This window comes from Pseudomonas sp. KK18, from assembly GCF_037094675.1.
Classification (GTDB): Bacteria; Pseudomonadota; Gammaproteobacteria; order Pseudomonadales; family Pseudomonadaceae; genus Aquipseudomonas.
This window is the reverse complement of the sequence record NZ_CP146605.1, coordinates 2,914,943-2,933,979: the sequence shown is the minus strand read 5'-3', so window position 1 is coordinate 2,933,979 and position 19,037 is coordinate 2,914,943. Positions and strand designations below refer to the sequence as shown.

Below are 19,037 nucleotides of genomic sequence, written 5' to 3'. Positions count from 1 at the left end.
ACACTGCGGTTAATGGAGGCTTCATGAAACTGGTCGGCATGCTGGACTCGCCCTACGTGCGCCGCGTGGCCATTTCCCTGGAACTGTACGGCGTCGCGTTCGAACACCAGGCATTGTCGGTGTTCAGCACCTTCGATGAGTTTTCCGGGATCAACCCGGTAGTCAAGGCACCGACGCTGGTGCTCGACGACGGCACGGTGCTGATGGATTCCGGCTTGATCCTCGAGTACCTGGAAGCCCTGGCGCCGGCCGGCAGCCGATTGCTGCCCCCGTCAGCCCCAGCGCTTGCCAGGGATCTGCAAGTGATCGGCCTGGCGCTGGCAGCGTGCGAAAAGACCGTGCAGATCGTCTACGAACATCACCTGCGGCCCGCCGAAAAACTGCATCAGCCGTGGATCGACCGCGTGACCGGACAACTGCTGGCGGCCTATGCGTTATTGGAGGCGCGGGTGGCCGAGCGCGACAGCGACTTGCCGCTGACCCAGGCGAGCCTGACGGTGGCGGTCGCCTGGTCCTTCACCCAGCTGAAGATAGCCGACGTCGTGAAGGCCGATGCGTTTCCCCACTTGCAACGCCACGCGGCCCTCGCCGAGCAGCACCCGGCATTCGGCAAATACCCGATCGAGTAGCCCGTGCCTACCCGGCATACACCGGATAATCGGTGAAGCCCACCTCGGTGCCGCCATACAGGCCGTCCGCGTTCAACGGGTTCAGCGGCCAACCGTTGAGCAGGCGTTGGGGCAAGTCGGGATTGGCAATGTACGGCCGGCCAAACGCGATCAGGTCTGCCAGCCCCGCCTCTACCAACCGCACGCCGCGCTCTGCGGTGTAGCGGCCTGCGTAGATGATCCGGCCGCTGAAGGTGTCACGCACCGCCTGGCGGAACGACTCGGGCAACTCGGGGGCATTGTCCCAGTCGGCCTCGGCAATCGACACGTAGGCGATGCCGGCCGCCTCAAGCACCTTGATCGCCTCGATGTAGGTGTGATGCGGGTCTTCCTCGACGAGGCCGATGTAGACCCGGTCCTGGTCAGTGCCGCTGAACAACGGCGCAAAGCGCACACCCAGGCGCTGCGGGCCGACTACTTCGGCCACCGCCTCGACGATTTCCCGCAGGAACCGCAGGCGATTGTGCAGTGAGCCACCGTATTCATCGTCGCGCTGGTTGGAATGCGCCGAGATGAACTGGTTGACCAGGTAGCCGTTAGCCGAATGAATTTCCACGCCATCGAAGCCTGCGGCCAATGCATTTTTTGCAGCCTGGGCGTAAAGCCCCACCAACTCCTTGACCTCGACGGTAGCCAGGGCGCGCGGCTCGGGTGGCTGCACCAACTTACCGGTGCCGGGCCCGGTTGCAACGAATGCCTTGGCTTGCTGCGGCTGGATCGCCGACGGCGCGACGGGTGCTGCGCCGTCGGGCTGCAGTTCGTGATGGGACACGCGGCCCACATGCCAAAGCTGGGCGAAGATCACGCCGCCTTCGGCATGCACGGCATCGGTCACGGTACGCCAGCCGTCAATCTGCTCCGGTGTGTAGATGCCCGGGGTCCAGGCGTAACCCTGGCCGCGAGGCTCGATCTGCGTGCCCTCGCTGACCATGAAGCCGGCGGTAGCACGCTGGCGGTAATAAAGCGCCATCAAGTCCGTGGCGATATCACCGGGCTGGGCACTTCGCTGGCGGGTAAGCGGCGGCAGGACGATGCGGTTTTTCAGGGTGTGGTGCCCCAGTGTGATCGGGGTACCTAAAGCGCTGTTGCTCATGGGGGACAGTTCCGGATTCAAATTTCAGACAAGCAGAAGCTGCCGGCTCCCGCTCAGGGGAGCCGCCAACAACGTACTTTTGGGGGGGATTCAGCGGGTTACGCGGTCAGCTTCAACAGCGCTTTGGCAACGTCACTGGAACTGGCAGGATTCTGCCCGGTGACCAGCAGGCCATCTTCAATCACAAAGGACTGCCAATCGGCACCCTTCTCATACGTGCCGCCCAGCGCCTTGAAATCATCCTCGATCAGGAACGGCACCACGTCGGTCAGGCCAACCGCCGCTTCTTCGGAGTTGGAGAAGCCGGTGACGCGTCGGCCCTTGACCAGCGGCTCGCCGTTGACCGCCTTGACGTGACGCAAGGCGCCCGGGGCGTGGCACACAAAGCCAATCGGCTTGCCCGCACGCTCGAAGGCTTCGATCAGGGCGATGGAGGTTTTCGACTCTGCCAGGTCCCACAGCGGGCCGTGGCCGCCTGGGTAGAACACGGTGTCGAAGTCGCCGGCGTTGACCGACTCCAGCTTCACGGTGGTGGCCAGGGCCTGTTGCGCCGCCGGGTCAGTGGCGAAGCGGCGGGTCTGGTCGGTTTGCGAATCCGGCAGGTCGCTGACCGGGTCCAGGGGCGGCTGCCCACCGGCCGGCGAAGCCAGGGTCACGTCGGCCCCGGCGTCCTTGAACGCGTAGTAGGGAGCAGCAAATTCTTCGAGCCAGAACCCGGTCTTGCGGCCGGTGTTGCCAAGCTGGTCGTGAGAAGTCAAAACCATCAATACTTTCATGTGCCAGTGCCTCGGGGTGATGTGGGTTGGAATGGAATCAAGCTTAGGAGCCGGGCCAAAACCGCACAATGTCATGTCCGCAAGGATTCCGGACATTGCGCCAAGGCGGTTGCCGTTTCCCTGGCACACACCGACAATCACCGCTCCGCGCCCCCTGGAGAGATGAGATGCACAGCATTGCGCTGATGGTGTACCCGAACTTTCAATCTTTGAGCCTCAGCCTGGGCTCGGTGTTCGAGTGCGCGAATCTGCTGCGTGGCGAGCAGGCGTATGAATTTCACATTGTGTCGGAAAGTGGCGGCCCGATCATGACGTCCCAGGGCTTCTCGGTGAACAGCACGCCGATCCGGCCCGAGGGCTATGACACATTGATCGTCAGCGGTTACCTGGAGTTCCAACTGCCTGACGCCAGCCTGCCGAGGCTGGTCCAGGCGGCGTCCAAACAGTCGCGGCGGATTGCTTCGTTGTGCATGGGCATCTTCGTGCTGGCCGAGGCGGGATTGCTCGAAGGCAAGCGCGCCACCACCCACTGGCTGCACGCACCGGCCTTTGCCAAGCGCTACCCGCAGATTCGCCTGGAGGAAGACAAGCTGTTCGTGGTCGACGGCCAGATCTGGACCGGTGCCGGCATGAGCGCCGGGGTGGACCTGGCGCTGGCGATGGTGGAGAACGACCTGGGCAGCGACCTCGCCCGCCGCATCGCGCGCAAGCTGGTGATTGCCCAGCGCCGTGGCAGCGAACAGTCGCAGCTATCGGCGTTGCTGGAACTCGACCCCAAGTCCGACCGTGTGCAGTTGGCCCTGGCCTACGCCCGGGAGAACCTGACCCACGACCTTTCGGTCGAGGCCCTGGCGGCCGTGGCGCGGCTCAGCCCACGCCAGTTCAGCCGGGTGTTTCGCGAGGAGACCGGGCAAACCCCGGCCAAGGCCATCGAATCCCTGCGGGTGGAAGCCGCCCGGGCAATGATGGAAACCAGTCGGCATCCGGTGGAAGTGGTCGCCCGCGAGACCGGGTTCGGTGATCGCGAGCGCATGCGCCAGGCGTTCCTGCGGGCGTTCGGCCAGCCGCCACAGGCGATGCAGGCGGCATTGTTCAGTGCAGGGGCTGGCGCAGCGTTTAACTGATGCCTCAGTGCAACGCTGCGCGCGTCACCAGGAAGCTCAGCAGGTTTGGCTCATCGTCCAGCTCGATGGCCTGCACCGGACGCGGCAGGTTATCCAACACCGTGCGCCAGAACGCCTGGCTCACTTCATCCTGATCATAGAAACGCACCAGCCAGTTCGCCTCGCCGCTGCTCAACACCTGAGTGGCGATGGCGCGGCCAATGCCCTTGCGGCGGTAGCGTTTGAGGATGAACAGGTCCGCCAGTTCCAGCGCATCGATCCCCGGCAACTCGCTGCCTTCGATCAGCAGGAAGCCGGCGATGAAGCCGTCGACCAGCAGCAGGTTGGCACTCCACTGCGGGTCTTCCCAGTAGCGGGCCAGGTGCTCCTCATGGATGTAGAAGCGACCGTCCACCTCGACATCTTCCTGTTCCCAGTCCGAGGACTCGTAGGCGTAGAACTGGTAAAGGTTGGCGATCAACGTGGCGTGTTCCGGGCCGGTCTCGATCAGTTCGACGGTGGTATCGGGGATTGCAGGCATGGGCATCTCGGCAAAAAAACAGGCCGCCATTGTCAACAAAGCCACCTGCAATGCCAATACACCGGCCAAGCTTTCTGCTTGCTGAACCGATCGTGCTTTTCTCATGTCAACGACAAAATCGTTACAAAGTTAGACTAAACTCCGCGTCACTTCCCTCCCCTTGCTTTCAGGATAAGTACTTTGACAAACGTCTGCACCAGCGGCCTCGATGTCGGCTTTGCGTCCCTGGATTACCTGCAAATAGGCATCCTGGGCATCATTCAGGGCATCACCGAATTGTTGCCCGTGTCTTCCACCGCCCACATGCGCATCGTGCCCGCCCTGCTCGGCTGGCCGGATCCCGGCTCGGCGTTTTCCGCAGCCATGCAGTTGGCCGCACTGGCAGCAGTGGTCAGTTACTTCTGGAAGGATGTACGCCAGGTCACGGTCGGCAGCATCACTGCGGTGCGCCAGGGTGACTACAACAACCAGTGGTTCAAGCTGGCGGTGGCCATTGTGCTGGCGACGATTCCGATCGGGATTGCCGGGATAGCCTTGTCGTCGACCCTCAACTCCTGCAACTCGCCGCTGCGCGGGCTGATGGTGATCGGGATTTCCTGCCTGGTGATGGCGGTGCTGCTGGCGGCGGCTGAACTCAGCGCGAGGCATAAGCGCACGGTGGGCGAAATGCGCCTGCGGGATGCGCTGATTGTCGGCATTGCGCAGATCGGCGCGCTGATTCCAGGGGTTTCCCGCTCGGGCTCGACCCTGACCGCCGCACTGTTCCTCAACTTCAAGCGTGAAGAAGCGGCGCGGTTTTCGTTCCTGCTGGGCTTGCCGGCGATCGCCCTCGCGGGGCTGAAAGAGCTGTGGGTATTGTTCCACGCCGACCTGCCCGCCCACGCCTGGCCGCACCTGATCTTCGGGCTGGTGGTTGCCAGTGTGTCGGCGTTCTTCGCGATCTGGGGCCTGATGAAGTTCCTGGAGCGATTCTCCACCTGGCCGTTCGTGATCTACCGCGCGGTGCTCGGGGTATTCCTGATTGTGGCGGTGAGCACCGGGTTGTTGGCCTAAGGCGCGCGGTCGGCCAGTTCTTCGAGCAAATCCGCAGACGGTATGAAGAACAGGCCGCCGGTGACCGCCGTGCTGAAGTCCAGCAGGCGGTCATAGTTGCCGACCGGTCGGCCGACAAACATGTTCTCCAGCATCAACTCCAAAGGCTCTGGCGAGCGCGCGTAGCCGATAAAGTACGTCCCGAATTCCCCCGCGCCCGGCCGGCCAAAGGGCATGTTGTCCCGCAGGATCTTCACTTCCTCGCCGTCCTTGGTGATGGTGGTCAATGCACTGTGGGAATTGCTCGGCTTGGTCGCATCGTCGAGCTCGATGTCCGACAGCTTGGTGCGCCCGATCACCCGCTCCTGCGCCTCCACCGACAATTCATTCCAGGCCTGCATGTTGTGCAGGTACTTCTGCACCATTACATAGCTGCCGCCGCTGAACGCCGGATCCTCATCACCGACGATGGTGAAACCCACCGCCTTGCGCCCGACCGGGTTCTCGGTGCCGTCGACAAAACCGATGATGCTGCGCATGTCGAAATAGCGGAAACCCTGGACCTCGTCCACCACCGTCACCGCATCCCCCAGCGCCGCCATCAACTGGGTGGCCAATTCGAAACACAGGTCCATCTGCTCGGCACGAATGTGCAGCAGGATATCCCCCGGCGTGGCCGGCGCCAGGCGCCCGGCCACGCCCACTTCCTTGAACGGATGCAACGCTGCTGGCCGCGGCCCCCCGAACAGCGCGTCCCACGCCTTGGAGCCAAACCCTGCGACACACGTCAGGTTGCCCGCCGGTACACGCTTGCCGACCGAGCGCACCAGGCCGGCGATATCGGCGCACCAGCTGCGCACCGCCTCAGCCGAGTCACTGCCAGGCGCCAGGGTCGCGACCATGAAAATGGCGCTGCTGGTGATCGGGCTGCAGACGGATTGGGGTTCAAGGTTTTGATCGGATGGCGATGTCATTGAGAGGTCCACGGGTGGCGGTCGAGATTCAACGAGCGCAGATTAGCAGACCACCAAACCCTGTGGGAGCTGTCGAGCTTTAGCGAGGCTGCGAAGGCGGCAGCAGTGTCAACATTGATGCTGCCTGACCCACCGCTATCGCAGCCTCGCTAAAGCTCGACAGCTCCCACACTGGATTTTCGTTTATGCGCCACTTGTGCATTTCCTCCGGACAAATCCCACAACGGGGGCTCCCCTCCTGCGCCCTCCCGATGGTAGTGTGTGAAATTGTTTCTGACCTTTCGATCAGACATTTCTCACTCACTCCCTGCAAAGGAATGCCCCCAGCAATGGATTTTTCCCTCAAGCAACTGGCCGTAGCCACCCTGATGGCCGCCAGCCTTTCGGTGTTCACCACCCAAGCTCAAGCCAACCTCACCCCACAACAGAACGCCGTCATCCTGAAGACCTTCAGCGATGCCTCGGTCAAGGATTTCCGGCAGTTCCTCGCCAGCCTGGCCAAGAGTGACGTGGCCAAGAGCGACAACCTCGGCCCGGCCATCAGTGCCTTTCTCGACAACAAGGACCTGAGCGCCGACCAGCAGAATGAAATCCATCGCCTGCTGGGCCTGTATGCGCGGGTGAAGTACGGTGCGGCCGCCACTGAAACCCTGCGTGAGCTGGTGGAGATCCCGACCTTCCAGGTCGCCGGCGTGGCCCAGCACGACAATCCCGAGTTCATCAAGATCGCCGCCAAGATCAAGAGCCTGGCCGAGTCGTTCAACCTGAACTTCCGCAACATCGACAACCGCGTCTACGAGATTTCCCTGGAAGGCAGCGGCGATGAAGTGGTCGGCATCCACGCTCACGCGGACGTGGTACCGGTAACCCCGGAAAACTGGGTGCTCAAGGACGGCACCAAGCTCGACCCATTCAAGGTCACGCTGATCGGCGACCGGATGTATGGTCGCGGCACCGAGGATGACAAGAACGGCATCGTGGTGGCGATGTACGCGATGAAGGTGATCAAGGAAGAGAAGCTGCCGCTGGCGCGCAATTTCAAGCTGCTGGTGGACACCACCGAGGAAACCTCCGGCGACGCGATCCCGTACTACTTCGAGCACAACCCAACGCCCAACTACAACCTGGCGCTGGACGGCGGCTACCCGGTGGTGATCGCCGAGAAAGGCTACGGCACGGTCATGGCCAAGTTCCCCAAGCGCAAGGCTGAAGGCAAAGGCGCAGAAATCATCTCGATGACCGGTGGCAAGGCCACCAACCAGATTCCGTCGGCGTCGGTGGTGACATTGCTCAGCGACAAGCCTGCCGAACTGGCCGCCAGCCTGCAAAAGGCCGGCAGCGAGTACGCCAAGCGCAATGGCGGCGACTTTGAAGTGGCGGCCAAGGTCGTCGGCAAGGACGTTCAGTTGACCGTCACTGGCGTGTCCGCCCACTCCTCCGAACCGGAATCCGGGGTGAACCCGGTAGCCAGGGTCCTCGACTTCCTCAACAGCCTCGACGGCAAGGTCGCGCTCAAGCACAACCAGTTCACCGACGCCGCGCACTACGCCGCCAACAACTGGGGCCTGGATTACCTGGGCGCCAAGCTGGGCGTGGGCTTCTCCGATACGTTCATGGGCCCGCTGACCACCTCGCTGACCTATGTGGGCGAAGATGACACTACCTTCAAGCTGGCGGTCAACCTGCGGGTGCCAAAGGGCAAGTCACCGGAAGCGCTCAAGGCCGAAATCGCTGACAAGCTCAGCGCCTGGACCAAGAAAAACCACGTGGCTGTGACCTTCGATTACTCGATCGCCGAGCCGATGTACCGCAACCCTGAGGGCGAGTGGGTCAAGGCGCTGTTGGCGGTGGCCAGCGAGAACCTGGGCATGGAGCACAAGTACGGCACGTCTGCCGGCGCTACCTCGGTGCATGAGCTGCCCAACGGCGTGCAATTCGGCCTGGCACGGCCGGAGGTCAAGTACACCGGCCATACCGACAACGAGTTCAAGACCGTCGACCAGTTCCTGCTGGACCTGCAGATCGTCACCGAAATGATGGGCCGCATCGGGCAACTGCCAAAGCTCTGACCTGCCCTTCGGACCCGCCGCCCTGGCGGGTCCACTAAGCGATACGCCAGCCTTTGGACGCCCGCCGCTGCGCGAGGAACCGGGCATAGCGCCCTTGCCTTGCGGTCAATTGCTCAGGCGTGCCCTGCTCCACGATCCGGCCTTCATCGAGCACCACGATCTGGTCGGCCATCACCACCGTCGACAACTGATGCGCGATCACGATCAGCGTGCATGTACCGCGCAAGCGTGCCAGGGTTTCGGCGATGACCGCCTGGTTCTCGGCGTCCAGTGCTGCCGTGGCTTCGTCCACCAGCAGGATCGGCGCGCCCTTGATCAACGCACGGGCGATCGCGACACGCTGACGCTCGCCACCGGACAGGCGTGCCCCGCCCTCACCCACCGTGGTCGACAGGCCCATCGGCAGGCGCTCGATAATCTCTTGCACGCCAGCCTGCCGCGCGGCCTCCAGTACTTGTGCGTCGCTGGCGTCGGGTTTGCCGAGGCGAATGTTGTCGGCGACGCTGCCCTGGAACAGGTACGTGTCCTGGAAGATCTGGCTGATCTGCGCGTTGAGCTGCTCACCGGACATCTGTCGCACGTCCACGCCTGCGATGCACACCTGGCCCTGGCTGACCTCGAAAAACCGTGCGACCAACCGCAACAGCGTGGTCTTGCCCGAACCGGAAGCCCCCACCAGCGCGGTCATGCTGCCGGGCTCAATACGCAGGCTCACCCCGCGCAGCACGTCCCGCGAACCGGCCGCGTGGCGAAAGCTCACATCGAACAGTTCCACCGAGGCATCCCGTGGAGATTGCGGCGCGCTCGGCGCCTTCAGGGGCGACGCGGACAATATCTCGCGCACCGCCTCAAGCTGCACCCCGGCGCCGCGCAACGTTTCGCCATAGCCGGCCACCTCCAGCAACGGGTCGATGAAGCGGCTGACCAGCAACAGCGACACCATCACCGCAATCACCGAGCCCACGTGCAAGGCATTTCCCAGGTAAGCGTCAAGCCAGAGCGCGGCGGCGATCAACAAGGCCGCGAACACCACCTGCACCAGCCACATGTTCAGCAGAATCGAGGTGGCGGACAGCAGGATCAGGCGCGCCCCGGTCGCGTGCTGCTGCTCGATCGCCCGTTGCAGGAACACCGAGCTGCCGCCGCCACTGAAGGCACGCAACACCGACTGCGACTGGGCGAACTCCAGCATGCGCTGGCTGGTGTCGGCCGAGCTGCGCTGGAACGCCCGGTCGGCGCGCCGCCCAAGGCGGGCGCTGAGCCAGAACGCGCCGCCGAGAATCGGCAACGCCAGCAAGGCAATCAGGCCCATTTTCCAGTGCAGCACAAACAACGCCAGTACCAGCACCAATGGCGTCACCACGCCGCTGAGCACCGGAGTAAATACATGGGCCGGCAGCTGAGCCACGGCCATCATGCCCTGGGTCACCACCTGGTTGAGCCGCGCCGTGTTATCAGGCGTGAACCAGCCGACAGGCAGTTCGGCCACATGGTCGCCGATGCGCTGGCGCCCGCCTTGCAGCACCGCCACACCCACCGCGACGCCAGCCTTTTCAACCTCGCGTCGCGTGGCCCAACACGTCGCCACCGCCGCCAGGAACACCACCAGCCACAACGCCGCTTCGGCCAGATCACCGTTGAGCATGTCGGTGAGTACCGGCACCAGGGCGGCGAGGGTCAGCCCGCACAGCGCACCGTAGAACATCACTTTCCCGACATAGCGACGGAAGACCGGCCCGTCATCGCCCAACAGTTCGATAAAGGTTTTCAGCATGTCGGCAGCGCCTGTTCGCGGGTCTGTTTGTAACCGCCCGACGCCCACAGGCGCGCATAGCGGCCCTCTTGCGCGATCAGTCGAGGATGGGTGCCCTGTTCAACAATACGGCCGTTTTCCAGCACGATGATGTGGTCGGCGTGCATCACGGTATCGAGGCGATGGGCAATCACCAACAACGTGCGCCCTTGGGCGAAGCGCGACAGCGCCTCCTGGATTGCCACCTCGTTTGCGGCATCGGCGGCGGCCGTGGGTTCATCCAGCACCAGCACCGGCGGCGCCAGTAATACTGCGCGGGCGATGCTGATACGCTGCTGCTCGCCACCGGACAACTGCGCGTCCTCGCCAATCACCGAGGCATAGCCCCGTGGCAAGCCGATGATGCACTCATGAATATTCGCGGCCCGTGCCGCCGCCTCGATTTCCTTGCGGCTGGCGCTGGGCCGGCCAAGGGCGATGTTTTCGGCAACGCTGGCGTGGACCAGGCGCACCTCTTGCAGCACAAAGCCGATCAGGTTGTAGAGCTGCGAGGTCTCGATCTGCCGCAGGTCGACGCCGCCCAGGGTGATACGCCCCTCGGTCGGGTCAAAAAACCGCAGCAGCAGGCGCGCCAGGGTCGACTTGCCCGAACCCGAGGCGCCGACGATGGCGGTTACGGTGCCAGGCTTGAGGGTGAAGCTGATGTTCGACAGTACCGGGTGCTGCGGGTCGTAGGCGTACCCGAGGTTTTCGACGCGTACTTCGGCGTCCTTGGGCAAGCGTTCGCACCCCGGCTCCACCTGCGCCAGCACCGGCGTCGCCAGCAGTGCCTGCACGCGCTGGGCCGCGCCGGTGGCGTTGTCCAGATCATGCACGATGTAACTCAGCAGCAGCAGTGGCGCGCAAATACCCGGTGCGACAATGGCGAACGGCAGCACCTCCACCGCGCTGATCCAGCCCAGGCTGACAAACACCAGGCCAAACGTCAGCACCATGGCGAGCACCGTCACCGGGGCGATCATCGCGTTGGCATTGGCCATCGTCCCCACCAGTGGACGGGTGAACTCAACGAAGGCTTCGCTGAACTCATCTACCGCCTCGCGGTAACTGGCGTGGGCCTTGCCGGTGGCACCGAAGGCCTTGACCACCGGAATGCCGTTGACGAACTCGACCACCGCGTTATTGACCCGGGTCATGCGCTCGACAAAGGACTGCATGTGGCTGCCGCTGGCTTTCATCGCCCGGGTAAAAAACAGCAAAAAACCCGGAAACGGCAACAGCGAGACCAGCGCCATGCGCCAGTCCACCATGAACAGATAAGCCGCCGACAGCAGCACGGCCCCGGCACAACGGCCCACGGTGGTGTAGAAATGCGCAGTCAGGCTATGCAGGGTGCCGATATCGTCCTGCATTGCCTGCTTGACCTCGCCCGACGCCCGCTCGGTGAACCAGCCCAGCGGCACCTGGCTCAGGCGCTGGGCGATGGCCAGGCGCAAGTGGCGAGTGATGTGGTTGTCGGCCAGGTGCGCGACCGTCTCCGCAACTGTCATCAACAGCAGGCCCGCGAACAGGCTCGCCAGGCTGAGGCTGATGGTCAACCAGACCTCGCCCGATGCCTGGGCCATCGACGGCGCGCCGAGGGCGACCCTGGCGATATGCACAATGCCCCCCAGCGGCACCAGCGTCAGCATACTGCCCACACCGGCCAGCAGTGCCGCAGCGATCAGTCGCCCGCGCACCGGCCGCAACACTTGCGAGACCGCGCCCCGCCCCCTGGGTTTGGCCGCAGCCACATCCTTGTTACTCATGAAGTCTCCCTGACTGAATGAGCCTTTGCTCGCCCTTACCTTATCTTCCGAACGAGCGGCCAAACCCCTCAATCGAAACCTCAAGGAATTTTCAGGCAGGGGCGCGGACCGTCACCCAATAGCGGGTGCGCCGCACCACCTGGATCGGCAACGCGGCGGCCAGGTTGTCCAGCGCCAGGTCGGTATTGTCCAGGTGCAATACACCGCTGACCCGCAGCATCGCCACCTCAGGCGCACAGCGCAGTACACCGGTGCGGTAGCGTCCCAGCTCGGCGATCAGTTCGTCCAGCCGGGTACCATCGGCCACCAACAGGCCCTTGACCCAGGCGATGCTGCGGTCAGTCACCGCCGCAGTCGGCTGCACGGTGTCCCTGGAAACCGTGGCGCCTTGACCTGCCGCCACCCGCGCACCTGCGCCATGGTCGGGCTGCACCTGCACGGCGCCCTCAAGCACGGCCAACTGGCAGTTGCCGTCGTCGCATTGGCGCAGGCTGAAACGCGTGCCCAGGGCATGAAACACGCCCTGGCGACTCTGCACCCGAAACGGCCGGGGTGACGGCGCGGTCGTGATGAAGACCTCGCCGACCAGCAGCAGCACCAGGCGCTGGTCGTCATCGAACTGTACGTCAACTGCTGAAGCCGGGCCCAATACCAGGCGGGTACCGTCGGGCAATACCACTTCGCGAACTTCGCCGGTGCGGGTGCTATGGCCGGCACTCGCCAGTTGCCAGGCGTCGGTGTGGCGCACGCCGTAGGTGAGGCCACCGGCTGCGACCAACAGGCCCAGCAGGCGCAGGGTGCTCCGGCGATCGGGGGAGTCGGGAGCGTCGGGTTCGGCCAGGCTGTGCCTGGCCACCGGCGCGGGGATGCTGTGGAGTTTTTGTTCGAAGCCCAGCAGGCGCGTCCAGGCCAGTTCGTGATGGGGGTGTTCGGCGCGCCAGTGCAGGCAGTTGGCGTGGTCTTCGGCGCTGGCGTCATCGGCCCACAGGCGGGCCATCCAGGCGGCGGCGCGCTCGATGATATCCGGGGAGATTGGCTGCTCGGTCGACATTGCGAGGGTCAGCCGTACAGGGTCTGGTAGCAGGCCAGCAGGCCGGCGGCGATGTACTTTTCCACCGAGGAGACGGAGACCTGTAGCTCGGCGGCGATCTCGCGGTAGCTCAGGCCATCGAGCTTGCACAGCAACAGGGCCTGGCGCGCCTTGGGTGGCAGGCTGTGCAGGGCGGCGTCGATTTGGATCAGGGCCTCGATGGCCAGGGCGCGGGTTTCTTCATCGGGGGCGCAGGGTTCGGGCAACAGGGCCAGGGCTTGCAGGTAAGCGGATTCGATCTGGCGGCGGCGGTAGAGGTCGATGACCAGGCCGTTGGCGATCTGGGTCAGGTGTCGCCGGGATTCGCCGGTGGGCGGGAGTTGGCCCTTGCGCATGAGTTGCAGGTAGACGTCGTGGGCCAGGTCGGCGGCGTCTAATGCGTTGCCCAGCTTGCGGCGCAACAGGGTACGTAGCCAGGCGTTGTGGTCGACGTATAGATTTTCAACCTGGCGTTGAAAGGCGAACTGTCCGATGTTCACAAACCTCTCCTTTTACCCAATGGGCCCGGGGGTGCTGGGGCGATTGGGCTGGTAATGATTTGCAAGACTATCGGCTCTGGGCTGCGGGTGCAATGCGGGGGGCTAGCGGGGGGGATGGCGGGGTTATGGGTACATATCCGTTGCTGCGGTCACGGCTGCTATTGGTTCCGCTCTTACAGCGGCTCACTTTTGAAAAGCGCAAAAGTAAGCAAAACGCTCTTGCCCCACCACTCGGCACCTCGCTTAGGCTCGGTGTGCCCTCACTCCGGCTTTGGACCGTGGGCCGCCGTCATGGGCCATCCTTGGCCCAGGACGGCTAACCCGGCGTCCTGCCGGGTTACCCACGCTCCAAAGCCTGCGTTCGGCCAGCGTGGTTTAACGGGGCGCCCAAGATCAAGATCAAAAGCAGATCAAGAGCACAGCGGCCTACCGGCCGGCTTGAGTGTTTAAAAGCCAAATCAAAAGCTAAAGCGGGCACGGTTCAAATGTAGGAGCTGGCTTGCCGGCGATGGCATCAACTGGGTGTGCCTGATGCACCGAGGTGTCTGCATCGCCGGCAAGCCAGCTCCTACAGAAAAGCAGCTCTGCTTTCGCTCTGGTTTTTGATCTGGCTTTTAACACTCAGGTCGGCCGGTAGGCCGCCGTGCTCTTGCTTTTGATCTTGCTCTGACTGCCCCAATAAGCCCGAGGCCGAACGCAGGTATTGCGCAGCGGGTAAACCGGCAGGACGCCGGTTTAGCCGCGCCGGGCCATGGATGGTCCGTCGCGGCGGCCCGCGGAGCAATGCCGGAGTGAGGGAACGCCGAGCCTAGGCGAGGCGCCGACAGGCGGGGCAGAGCGCTTTGGTTACTTTGCCGCTTTTTGTACGGACCGGACACATGGTGGACACATGTGCGGGGACATGGTTGACACATTATGAACCGTAATCAGGCTGTTTCACGTCGATCGTTCGCAAAAAATGATGGCAGAAATAGACGTCAAATAGCCCGTCACTCTCAGTGTTGGGACGTAGTGCGATGTGATGTCCGGCCAGGCCTTTGGCGATCCTGAAATAGCGCTTCTGAAACTTAAATCGGCTGTGATAAACCTTGGCCTTTAAATCGTCCGGCCCGTACTCAAACGCCAAAAGCGTCTCCGGATAAGCCCAGGGGCTTTCTCGGTATCGGTCCATTGGAACCTTGTAATCCAGGGCTTGATGAGGGCGTTGATGGTTATAAACCTCTCGCCATTGATCAAGATTTGTTTGCGCTTCTGCAAGCGTCCGAAAATGGCGGCCGTTGAGCACTTCAGCCTTGAGTGACCGATGAAATCGTTCGATTTTCCCATTGGTTTGAGGGTGGAAAGGCCGACTGAAACTTACTCTGATACCTAGGCGAACGAGCCAGATACTCAGTTCCGTGATCTCCCCCGGATTACGCGGAGAGCCCCATGGGGGCCCGTTATCGACGTTGATGCGAGCTGGTAAACCGTAGCGCCGAAAAACCGCGATCAACTGCTCCTGTACCGTGGCTGTGCGCTCGTTGGCACAGGCTTTGATTGCCAAGTTGAAACGAGAATGGTCGTCCAAAACAGTTAGCGGATGGCATCGGCCTTGTTGCGTTGGGAAATGCCCTTTGAAATCCATCTGCCAAAGATCATTGGGCGCGTCGTGTTCAAACCTCAACCTTGCTGCCTGTAACTCTTTTGGGACCGTTTGAACCAAACCATGGCGATGTAAGACATTGGTGACAGTGCTAGGAGCGATACGCTTATCTAACAGATTGCTGATCGTGCGGCCGCCCCAGGCTGGATGCTCCCGCCTAATTGCCAAGACTTCAGTCTCCAGCGCGGGCTCGGTAAGTTTTGGGCTAGTGGCTGGCCTGCGGGATTTCTCCAGCAGACCTTGCTGGCCTTGTTCTTCGTAGCGACCGAGCCACTTGTACGCGGTTTGGGGACTGATACCGAACCGTCGACACAGTTCTCGTTTATTGCTGCCGGGTTGCCGGGCTAAGGCAACGAACTCTTTTTTCAGGCTCATGGCGTCTCTCGTATTCCAGGGCATGATGGTTTTCCGGCGTAGTTAGCTCGCCGAAAAGTGTCAACCATGTCCCCGTACACCCGTCAACCATGTGTCCGGTCCGTACACGCTTTTGCAAAGTGACTCGCTGTAAGAGCGAAACCATAAGTCGCCGTGACCTAAATAACGGATATGCCCCCAATCAATGCGCAATACACACCGACTTCAGCTCGGTATAAGCCTCAATCACCGCCCGCCCAAACTCCCGCCCCATCCCCGATTGCTTCACCCCGCCAAACGGCATCGCCGGGTCCAGCAACACATGCGCATTCACCCAAACCGTCCCCGCCTCGATCCGCGGCACCAGGTTCATCGCCTTACCCAGATCATTGGTCCAAAGACTGGCCGCCAACCCATACCGATTGTCATTGGCCAACTCAATCACCGCATCCTCATCATCAAACGCCATCACCCCCAACACCGGCCCAAACACCTCCTCCCGGGCCACCGCCATCCCATGATCGATATCCGCCAAAATCGTCGGCCGCACATAAAACCCCTCACCCGCAACCTCATCCCCACCGATCACCACCCGCGCCCCTTCAGCCCGGGCCTGCTCGATATGGCGCAGTACCCCTTGCTGCTGCTTGCGCGACACCAACGGATTAATCGCCGCCTCACCATCCATCCCCGCCCCCAACGGCATCGCCGACACCGCCGCCGCCAACCCCTCGACAAACCGGTCATACACCGAACGATGCACATAAAAGCGCGAAGCCGCCGCACACACCTGCCCGTTGTTCAGCAACCCACCCAGGATCGCCCCCTGGATCGCCTTATCAATATCCGCATCCGCCAACACGATCATCGGATTCTTGCCCCCCAACTCCAGGGCAAACCGCGTCATGTTCTCCATGCACGCCACCCCCACGCTCTTGCCCACCGCAGTCGAACCGGTAAACGACACCTTGCTCACCAACGGATGAGCAGTCAGAACGCCCCCCACCGACGCACCGCCGCCGGTCACCACGTTGAACACCCCCGCCGGAATCCCCGCCTCCAGCGCCAGCTCCGCCAGGCGCATCGCCGTCAGCGGCGTTTCCATCGCCGGCTTGATGATCACCGTGCACCCGGTCGCCAGCGCCGGCATCAATTTCCAGGCCGCAATCAGCAGCGGGAAATTCCACGGCACGATGCCCACCACCACGCCCACCGGCTCGCGCTTGGTGAACGCAGTGAACCTGGCCCCCGGCGGCAAAGGGATGGACACGTCAAAGGTCTGCCCTTCGATCTTGGTCGCCCAGCCCGACATGTAGCGCATGAACTCCACCGTGGCGTTCAGATCCAGCCCCCGCGCCAGGTTGATCGACTTGCCCTGGCTCAGGGTTTCCAGCTGCGCCAGCTCCTCGGCATGGGCCTCAACCAATGCGGTGAAGTTCAGCAAAATCCGCTCACGGTCGGCCGGGCGCAATCCCGACCACACGCGGGACTTGAACGCCGCATGGGACGACTGCACCGCCTGCTCCACCACGTGCAGCGGCGCGTCGAGGGTTTCGCACAGGGTTTGCCCGGTGGCCGGGTTGATCACCTTGATGTGTTCGCCCTCGGCAAATACCCACTGGCCATCGATAAAGCAGCCATGACGACGGTCCAGGAATGCAGCCACCTGCGGCAGGATTTCAACGTTGCTCATGATTCACCTGTATTCAATGTTGTTCTTTGAGAAAGCAGGCGACCGCTTGGCGATCGTCGGCCGAAGCCAGGCCCATGTAGGGCATGTAGGTGCCAGGCACAAACGCCTGGGGTTGGGTGATGAATTGCGCGATGGTCTCGGCTTGCCACTCGACGTTTTTGTCACGCATCGCCTGGGAGTAGCTGAAGCCCGCCAGGGAGCCGGATTTACGCCCGTAAACGCCTGCCAGGTTCGGCCCCATCATTGTCGCGCCGCCCTTCGCCACCGCATGGCACACGCTGCATTCGTTGGCGAAAACCTGGGCGCCACGGCTCTGGTCAGGGCTGCATTCAGCGGCGAATGCGCTGTGGGCCAGGACCAGCGACAGCAGGCCGGCCAGGGAAAATCTGTGTGCAGTGAACATAGAAAAACGACCTTGGAAATCATCGAAGTTGCCGACGATTGTCAGGGCTCAAGGTCGCTCGGGTTTTGCCCTGCGTGCCAGTCGTATTGGCCGGGCTGCCAAACCGTGGATTCTGGCAAGCACAGTCAAGTCTTTGGCAACCAGACAAAAGGCACGTCACTTCGCCAGCATTAGTATCGCGGCAGACCCCAACCCTGTGGTCATGAACAAGAATGGATGCCACACCATGCTCAAGTCCCCCTTGCTTCGTCTCTCGACCCTCGCGCTGATGATCGGTGCCAACCCGGCCGGCGCTTATGAGCTGTACGCCGATGACAGCAGTCATCTGAACGCCACGCTGGAAGCGGTATTCGGGGCCTTCCACAGCCAGCAGAACTACAGTCAATCCGGCCGCCTGGCCAAGGGCTCCTCGTCCTGGCGCGAGGGCTACGTGAAGTACGGCCTGAGCTTCGACAAAAGCTTCAGCGGCGCCGGCACCACCTACGGTGCGGCCAACCTGCTGAGTTCCGGCACCTGGGGCGACGGCGATGCCGCAGGTTTCAGCGACGGTTCGGAGCGCACCACAAAATTCGAAGACGCCTACCTCGGCTGGCGCTCGGGCAAGTTGTTTGAGGCCCTGGGCGAGAATGGCGTGGACCTGTCCTTCGGCCGCCAGAACATCGTGGTCGGCGACGGTTTCCTGATTGACGGCGACGCGCTGAACTTCGGCAAGGGCGTGGCCGATGGCGACCTCAATCGCGGCGGCGGCTACTACATCGCCGCCCGCAAGGCCTTCGACGAAACCGCCGTGTTGCGCCTGGGCGGAAAGGACGGCTGGCGCAGCGACCTGATGTGGCTCAAGTCCGATAACCGTGCCCAGGCCAAGACCGAGATGTACGTCGCCACCCTCGAACACGTGGCTGCCGAAGGCACCGTGGGGCTGACGTACATCGACACCACCGACGTCGACAAGCAGTACGCCTCCCCCACGCAGCTGGAACGCGATGGCATGAAGACCTACAGCCTGCGGGCCACGGGCAATGCCGGGGTGACCAACCTGTTCCTGTCCGGCGAATACGCCTGGCAGGACAAGCCCCACACCGGCAACGAAGACGCCTGGTACCTGGAAGCTGGCTGGACCTTCTCCGACGTGACCTGGACGCCGTATGTGAGCTACCGCTACAGCCGCTTCTCGGAAGGCTTCGACCCGCTGTTCTACGGTTTCAGCCGTGGCTACGGCACCTGGTTCCAGGGTGAAGTGGCGGGCAACTACGCCGGGCCGTTCAACAACAACTCACGCATCCAGAACGTCACGTTCAAGGTTTCGCCCCTGCAGAACCTCAACGTCGGCGCGGTGTTGTTCGACTTCAAGACCATCGACCGCAACCTCGGCAACAACGACGGCCACGAGCTGGACCTGTACGCCGAATGGCACGTCAACGACCACCTGACGGTGATGCCGCTGATCGGCCTGTACCAGCCGGACAAGAGCGCCGAGCAAGGCGGCACGCAGCTGGGCAACCACGATAAAAACCTCTACAGCCAAGTGGTGTTCGCCACTAACTTCTAAGCCCGGCCGG

General features: G+C 62.7%; 16 protein-coding genes. 5 read left to right on the top strand and 11 right to left on the bottom strand.

The genetic code is table 11. The features are described 5' to 3' along the window. Positions 1-23 precede the first annotated feature (23 nt). Positions 24-629 (top strand): glutathione S-transferase family protein, encoded by a 606-nt coding sequence (locus V6607_RS13365; protein ID WP_008431431.1) that lies wholly within the window; start codon positions 24-26, stop codon positions 627-629. 7 nt (positions 630-636) lie between these two features. On the opposite strand, the gene V6607_RS13360 is transcribed toward V6607_RS13365, so the two are convergent. Next, on the bottom strand, positions 637-1,761 hold the full coding sequence (locus V6607_RS13360; RefSeq protein ID WP_134326272.1) for an alkene reductase: 1,125 nt from the start codon (positions 1,759-1,761) through the stop codon (positions 637-639). Positions 1,762-1,859: 98 nt separating this feature from the next. Continuing rightward, positions 1,860-2,537: a type 1 glutamine amidotransferase domain-containing protein gene (locus V6607_RS13355; RefSeq protein ID WP_102606095.1), complete on the bottom strand. Its 678-nt coding sequence runs from the start codon at positions 2,535-2,537 to the stop codon at positions 1,860-1,862. Between the two features lie 167 nt (positions 2,538-2,704). On the opposite strand from V6607_RS13355, the gene V6607_RS13350 reads away from it, so the two are divergent. Beyond that, the gene (locus tag V6607_RS13350; RefSeq protein WP_134326271.1) at positions 2,705-3,661 is read left to right on the top strand and encodes a GlxA family transcriptional regulator; all 957 of its coding nucleotides are present in this window, start codon (positions 2,705-2,707) and stop codon (positions 3,659-3,661) included. A 4-nt stretch (positions 3,662-3,665) separates the two neighbouring features. On the opposite strand, the gene V6607_RS13345 is transcribed toward V6607_RS13350, so the two are convergent. After that, on the bottom strand, positions 3,666-4,211 hold the full coding sequence (locus tag V6607_RS13345) for a GNAT family N-acetyltransferase (RefSeq protein WP_003220104.1): 546 nt from the start codon (positions 4,209-4,211) through the stop codon (positions 3,666-3,668). Positions 4,212-4,361: 150 nt separating this feature from the next. Between V6607_RS13345 and V6607_RS13340 the strand changes: the two genes are divergently transcribed. Continuing rightward, the gene (locus V6607_RS13340) at positions 4,362-5,234 is read left to right on the top strand and encodes an undecaprenyl-diphosphate phosphatase (protein ID WP_003220102.1); all 873 of its coding nucleotides are present in this window, start codon (positions 4,362-4,364) and stop codon (positions 5,232-5,234) included. Here the strand turns inward: V6607_RS13340 and V6607_RS13335 are convergent. Continuing rightward, positions 5,231-6,187 (bottom strand): Dyp-type peroxidase, encoded by a 957-nt coding sequence (locus V6607_RS13335; protein WP_003220100.1) that lies wholly within the window; start codon positions 6,185-6,187, stop codon positions 5,231-5,233. The two genes, V6607_RS13340 and V6607_RS13335, sit on opposite strands and share 4 nt — an antisense overlap. A gap of 329 nt (positions 6,188-6,516) precedes the next feature. Here V6607_RS13335 and V6607_RS13330 point away from each other — a divergent pair, with 329 nt between their 5' ends. Further along, positions 6,517-8,256, top strand: a complete 1,740-nt coding sequence (locus V6607_RS13330; RefSeq protein ID WP_134326269.1) for a dipeptidase — start codon at positions 6,517-6,519, stop codon at positions 8,254-8,256. A 34-nt stretch (positions 8,257-8,290) separates the two neighbouring features. On the opposite strand, the gene V6607_RS13325 is transcribed toward V6607_RS13330, so the two are convergent. The 7 genes from V6607_RS13325 to V6607_RS13295 form a co-directional block, all read right to left on the bottom strand. Then, a complete protein-coding gene (locus tag V6607_RS13325) occupies positions 8,291-10,030 on the bottom strand; it encodes an ABC transporter ATP-binding protein (protein ID WP_134326268.1) in 1,740 nt (579 codons plus the stop codon). Then, on the bottom strand, positions 10,024-11,817 hold the full coding sequence (locus V6607_RS13320; protein ID WP_134326267.1) for an ABC transporter ATP-binding protein: 1,794 nt from the start codon (positions 11,815-11,817) through the stop codon (positions 10,024-10,026). Before V6607_RS13320 ends, V6607_RS13325 begins: the two co-directional genes overlap by 7 nt. A gap of 91 nt (positions 11,818-11,908) precedes the next feature. Next, entirely contained in the window at positions 11,909-12,868 is a 960-nt protein-coding gene (locus V6607_RS13315) for a FecR domain-containing protein (protein ID WP_134326266.1), read from the bottom strand. An 8-nt stretch (positions 12,869-12,876) separates the two neighbouring features. Further along, a complete protein-coding gene (locus V6607_RS13310) occupies positions 12,877-13,386 on the bottom strand; it encodes a sigma-70 family RNA polymerase sigma factor (RefSeq protein ID WP_102606099.1) in 510 nt (169 codons plus the stop codon). A gap of 913 nt (positions 13,387-14,299) precedes the next feature. Further along, positions 14,300-15,427, bottom strand: a complete 1,128-nt coding sequence (locus V6607_RS13305) for an IS481 family transposase (protein ID WP_338739149.1) — start codon at positions 15,425-15,427, stop codon at positions 14,300-14,302. 157 nt (positions 15,428-15,584) lie between these two features. Next, positions 15,585-17,075, bottom strand: coding sequence for an aldehyde dehydrogenase family protein (locus V6607_RS13300; protein ID WP_008431084.1), 1,491 nt, complete (start codon positions 17,073-17,075; stop codon positions 15,585-15,587). 13 nt (positions 17,076-17,088) lie between these two features. After that, positions 17,089-17,478, bottom strand: a complete 390-nt coding sequence (locus V6607_RS13295) for a c-type cytochrome (RefSeq protein WP_003212617.1) — start codon at positions 17,476-17,478, stop codon at positions 17,089-17,091. Between the two features lie 226 nt (positions 17,479-17,704). Between V6607_RS13295 and V6607_RS13290 the strand changes: the two genes are divergently transcribed. Then, positions 17,705-19,027 (top strand): hypothetical protein, encoded by a 1,323-nt coding sequence (locus tag V6607_RS13290; RefSeq protein WP_003212614.1) that lies wholly within the window; start codon positions 17,705-17,707, stop codon positions 19,025-19,027. Positions 19,028-19,037 lie beyond the last annotated feature (10 nt).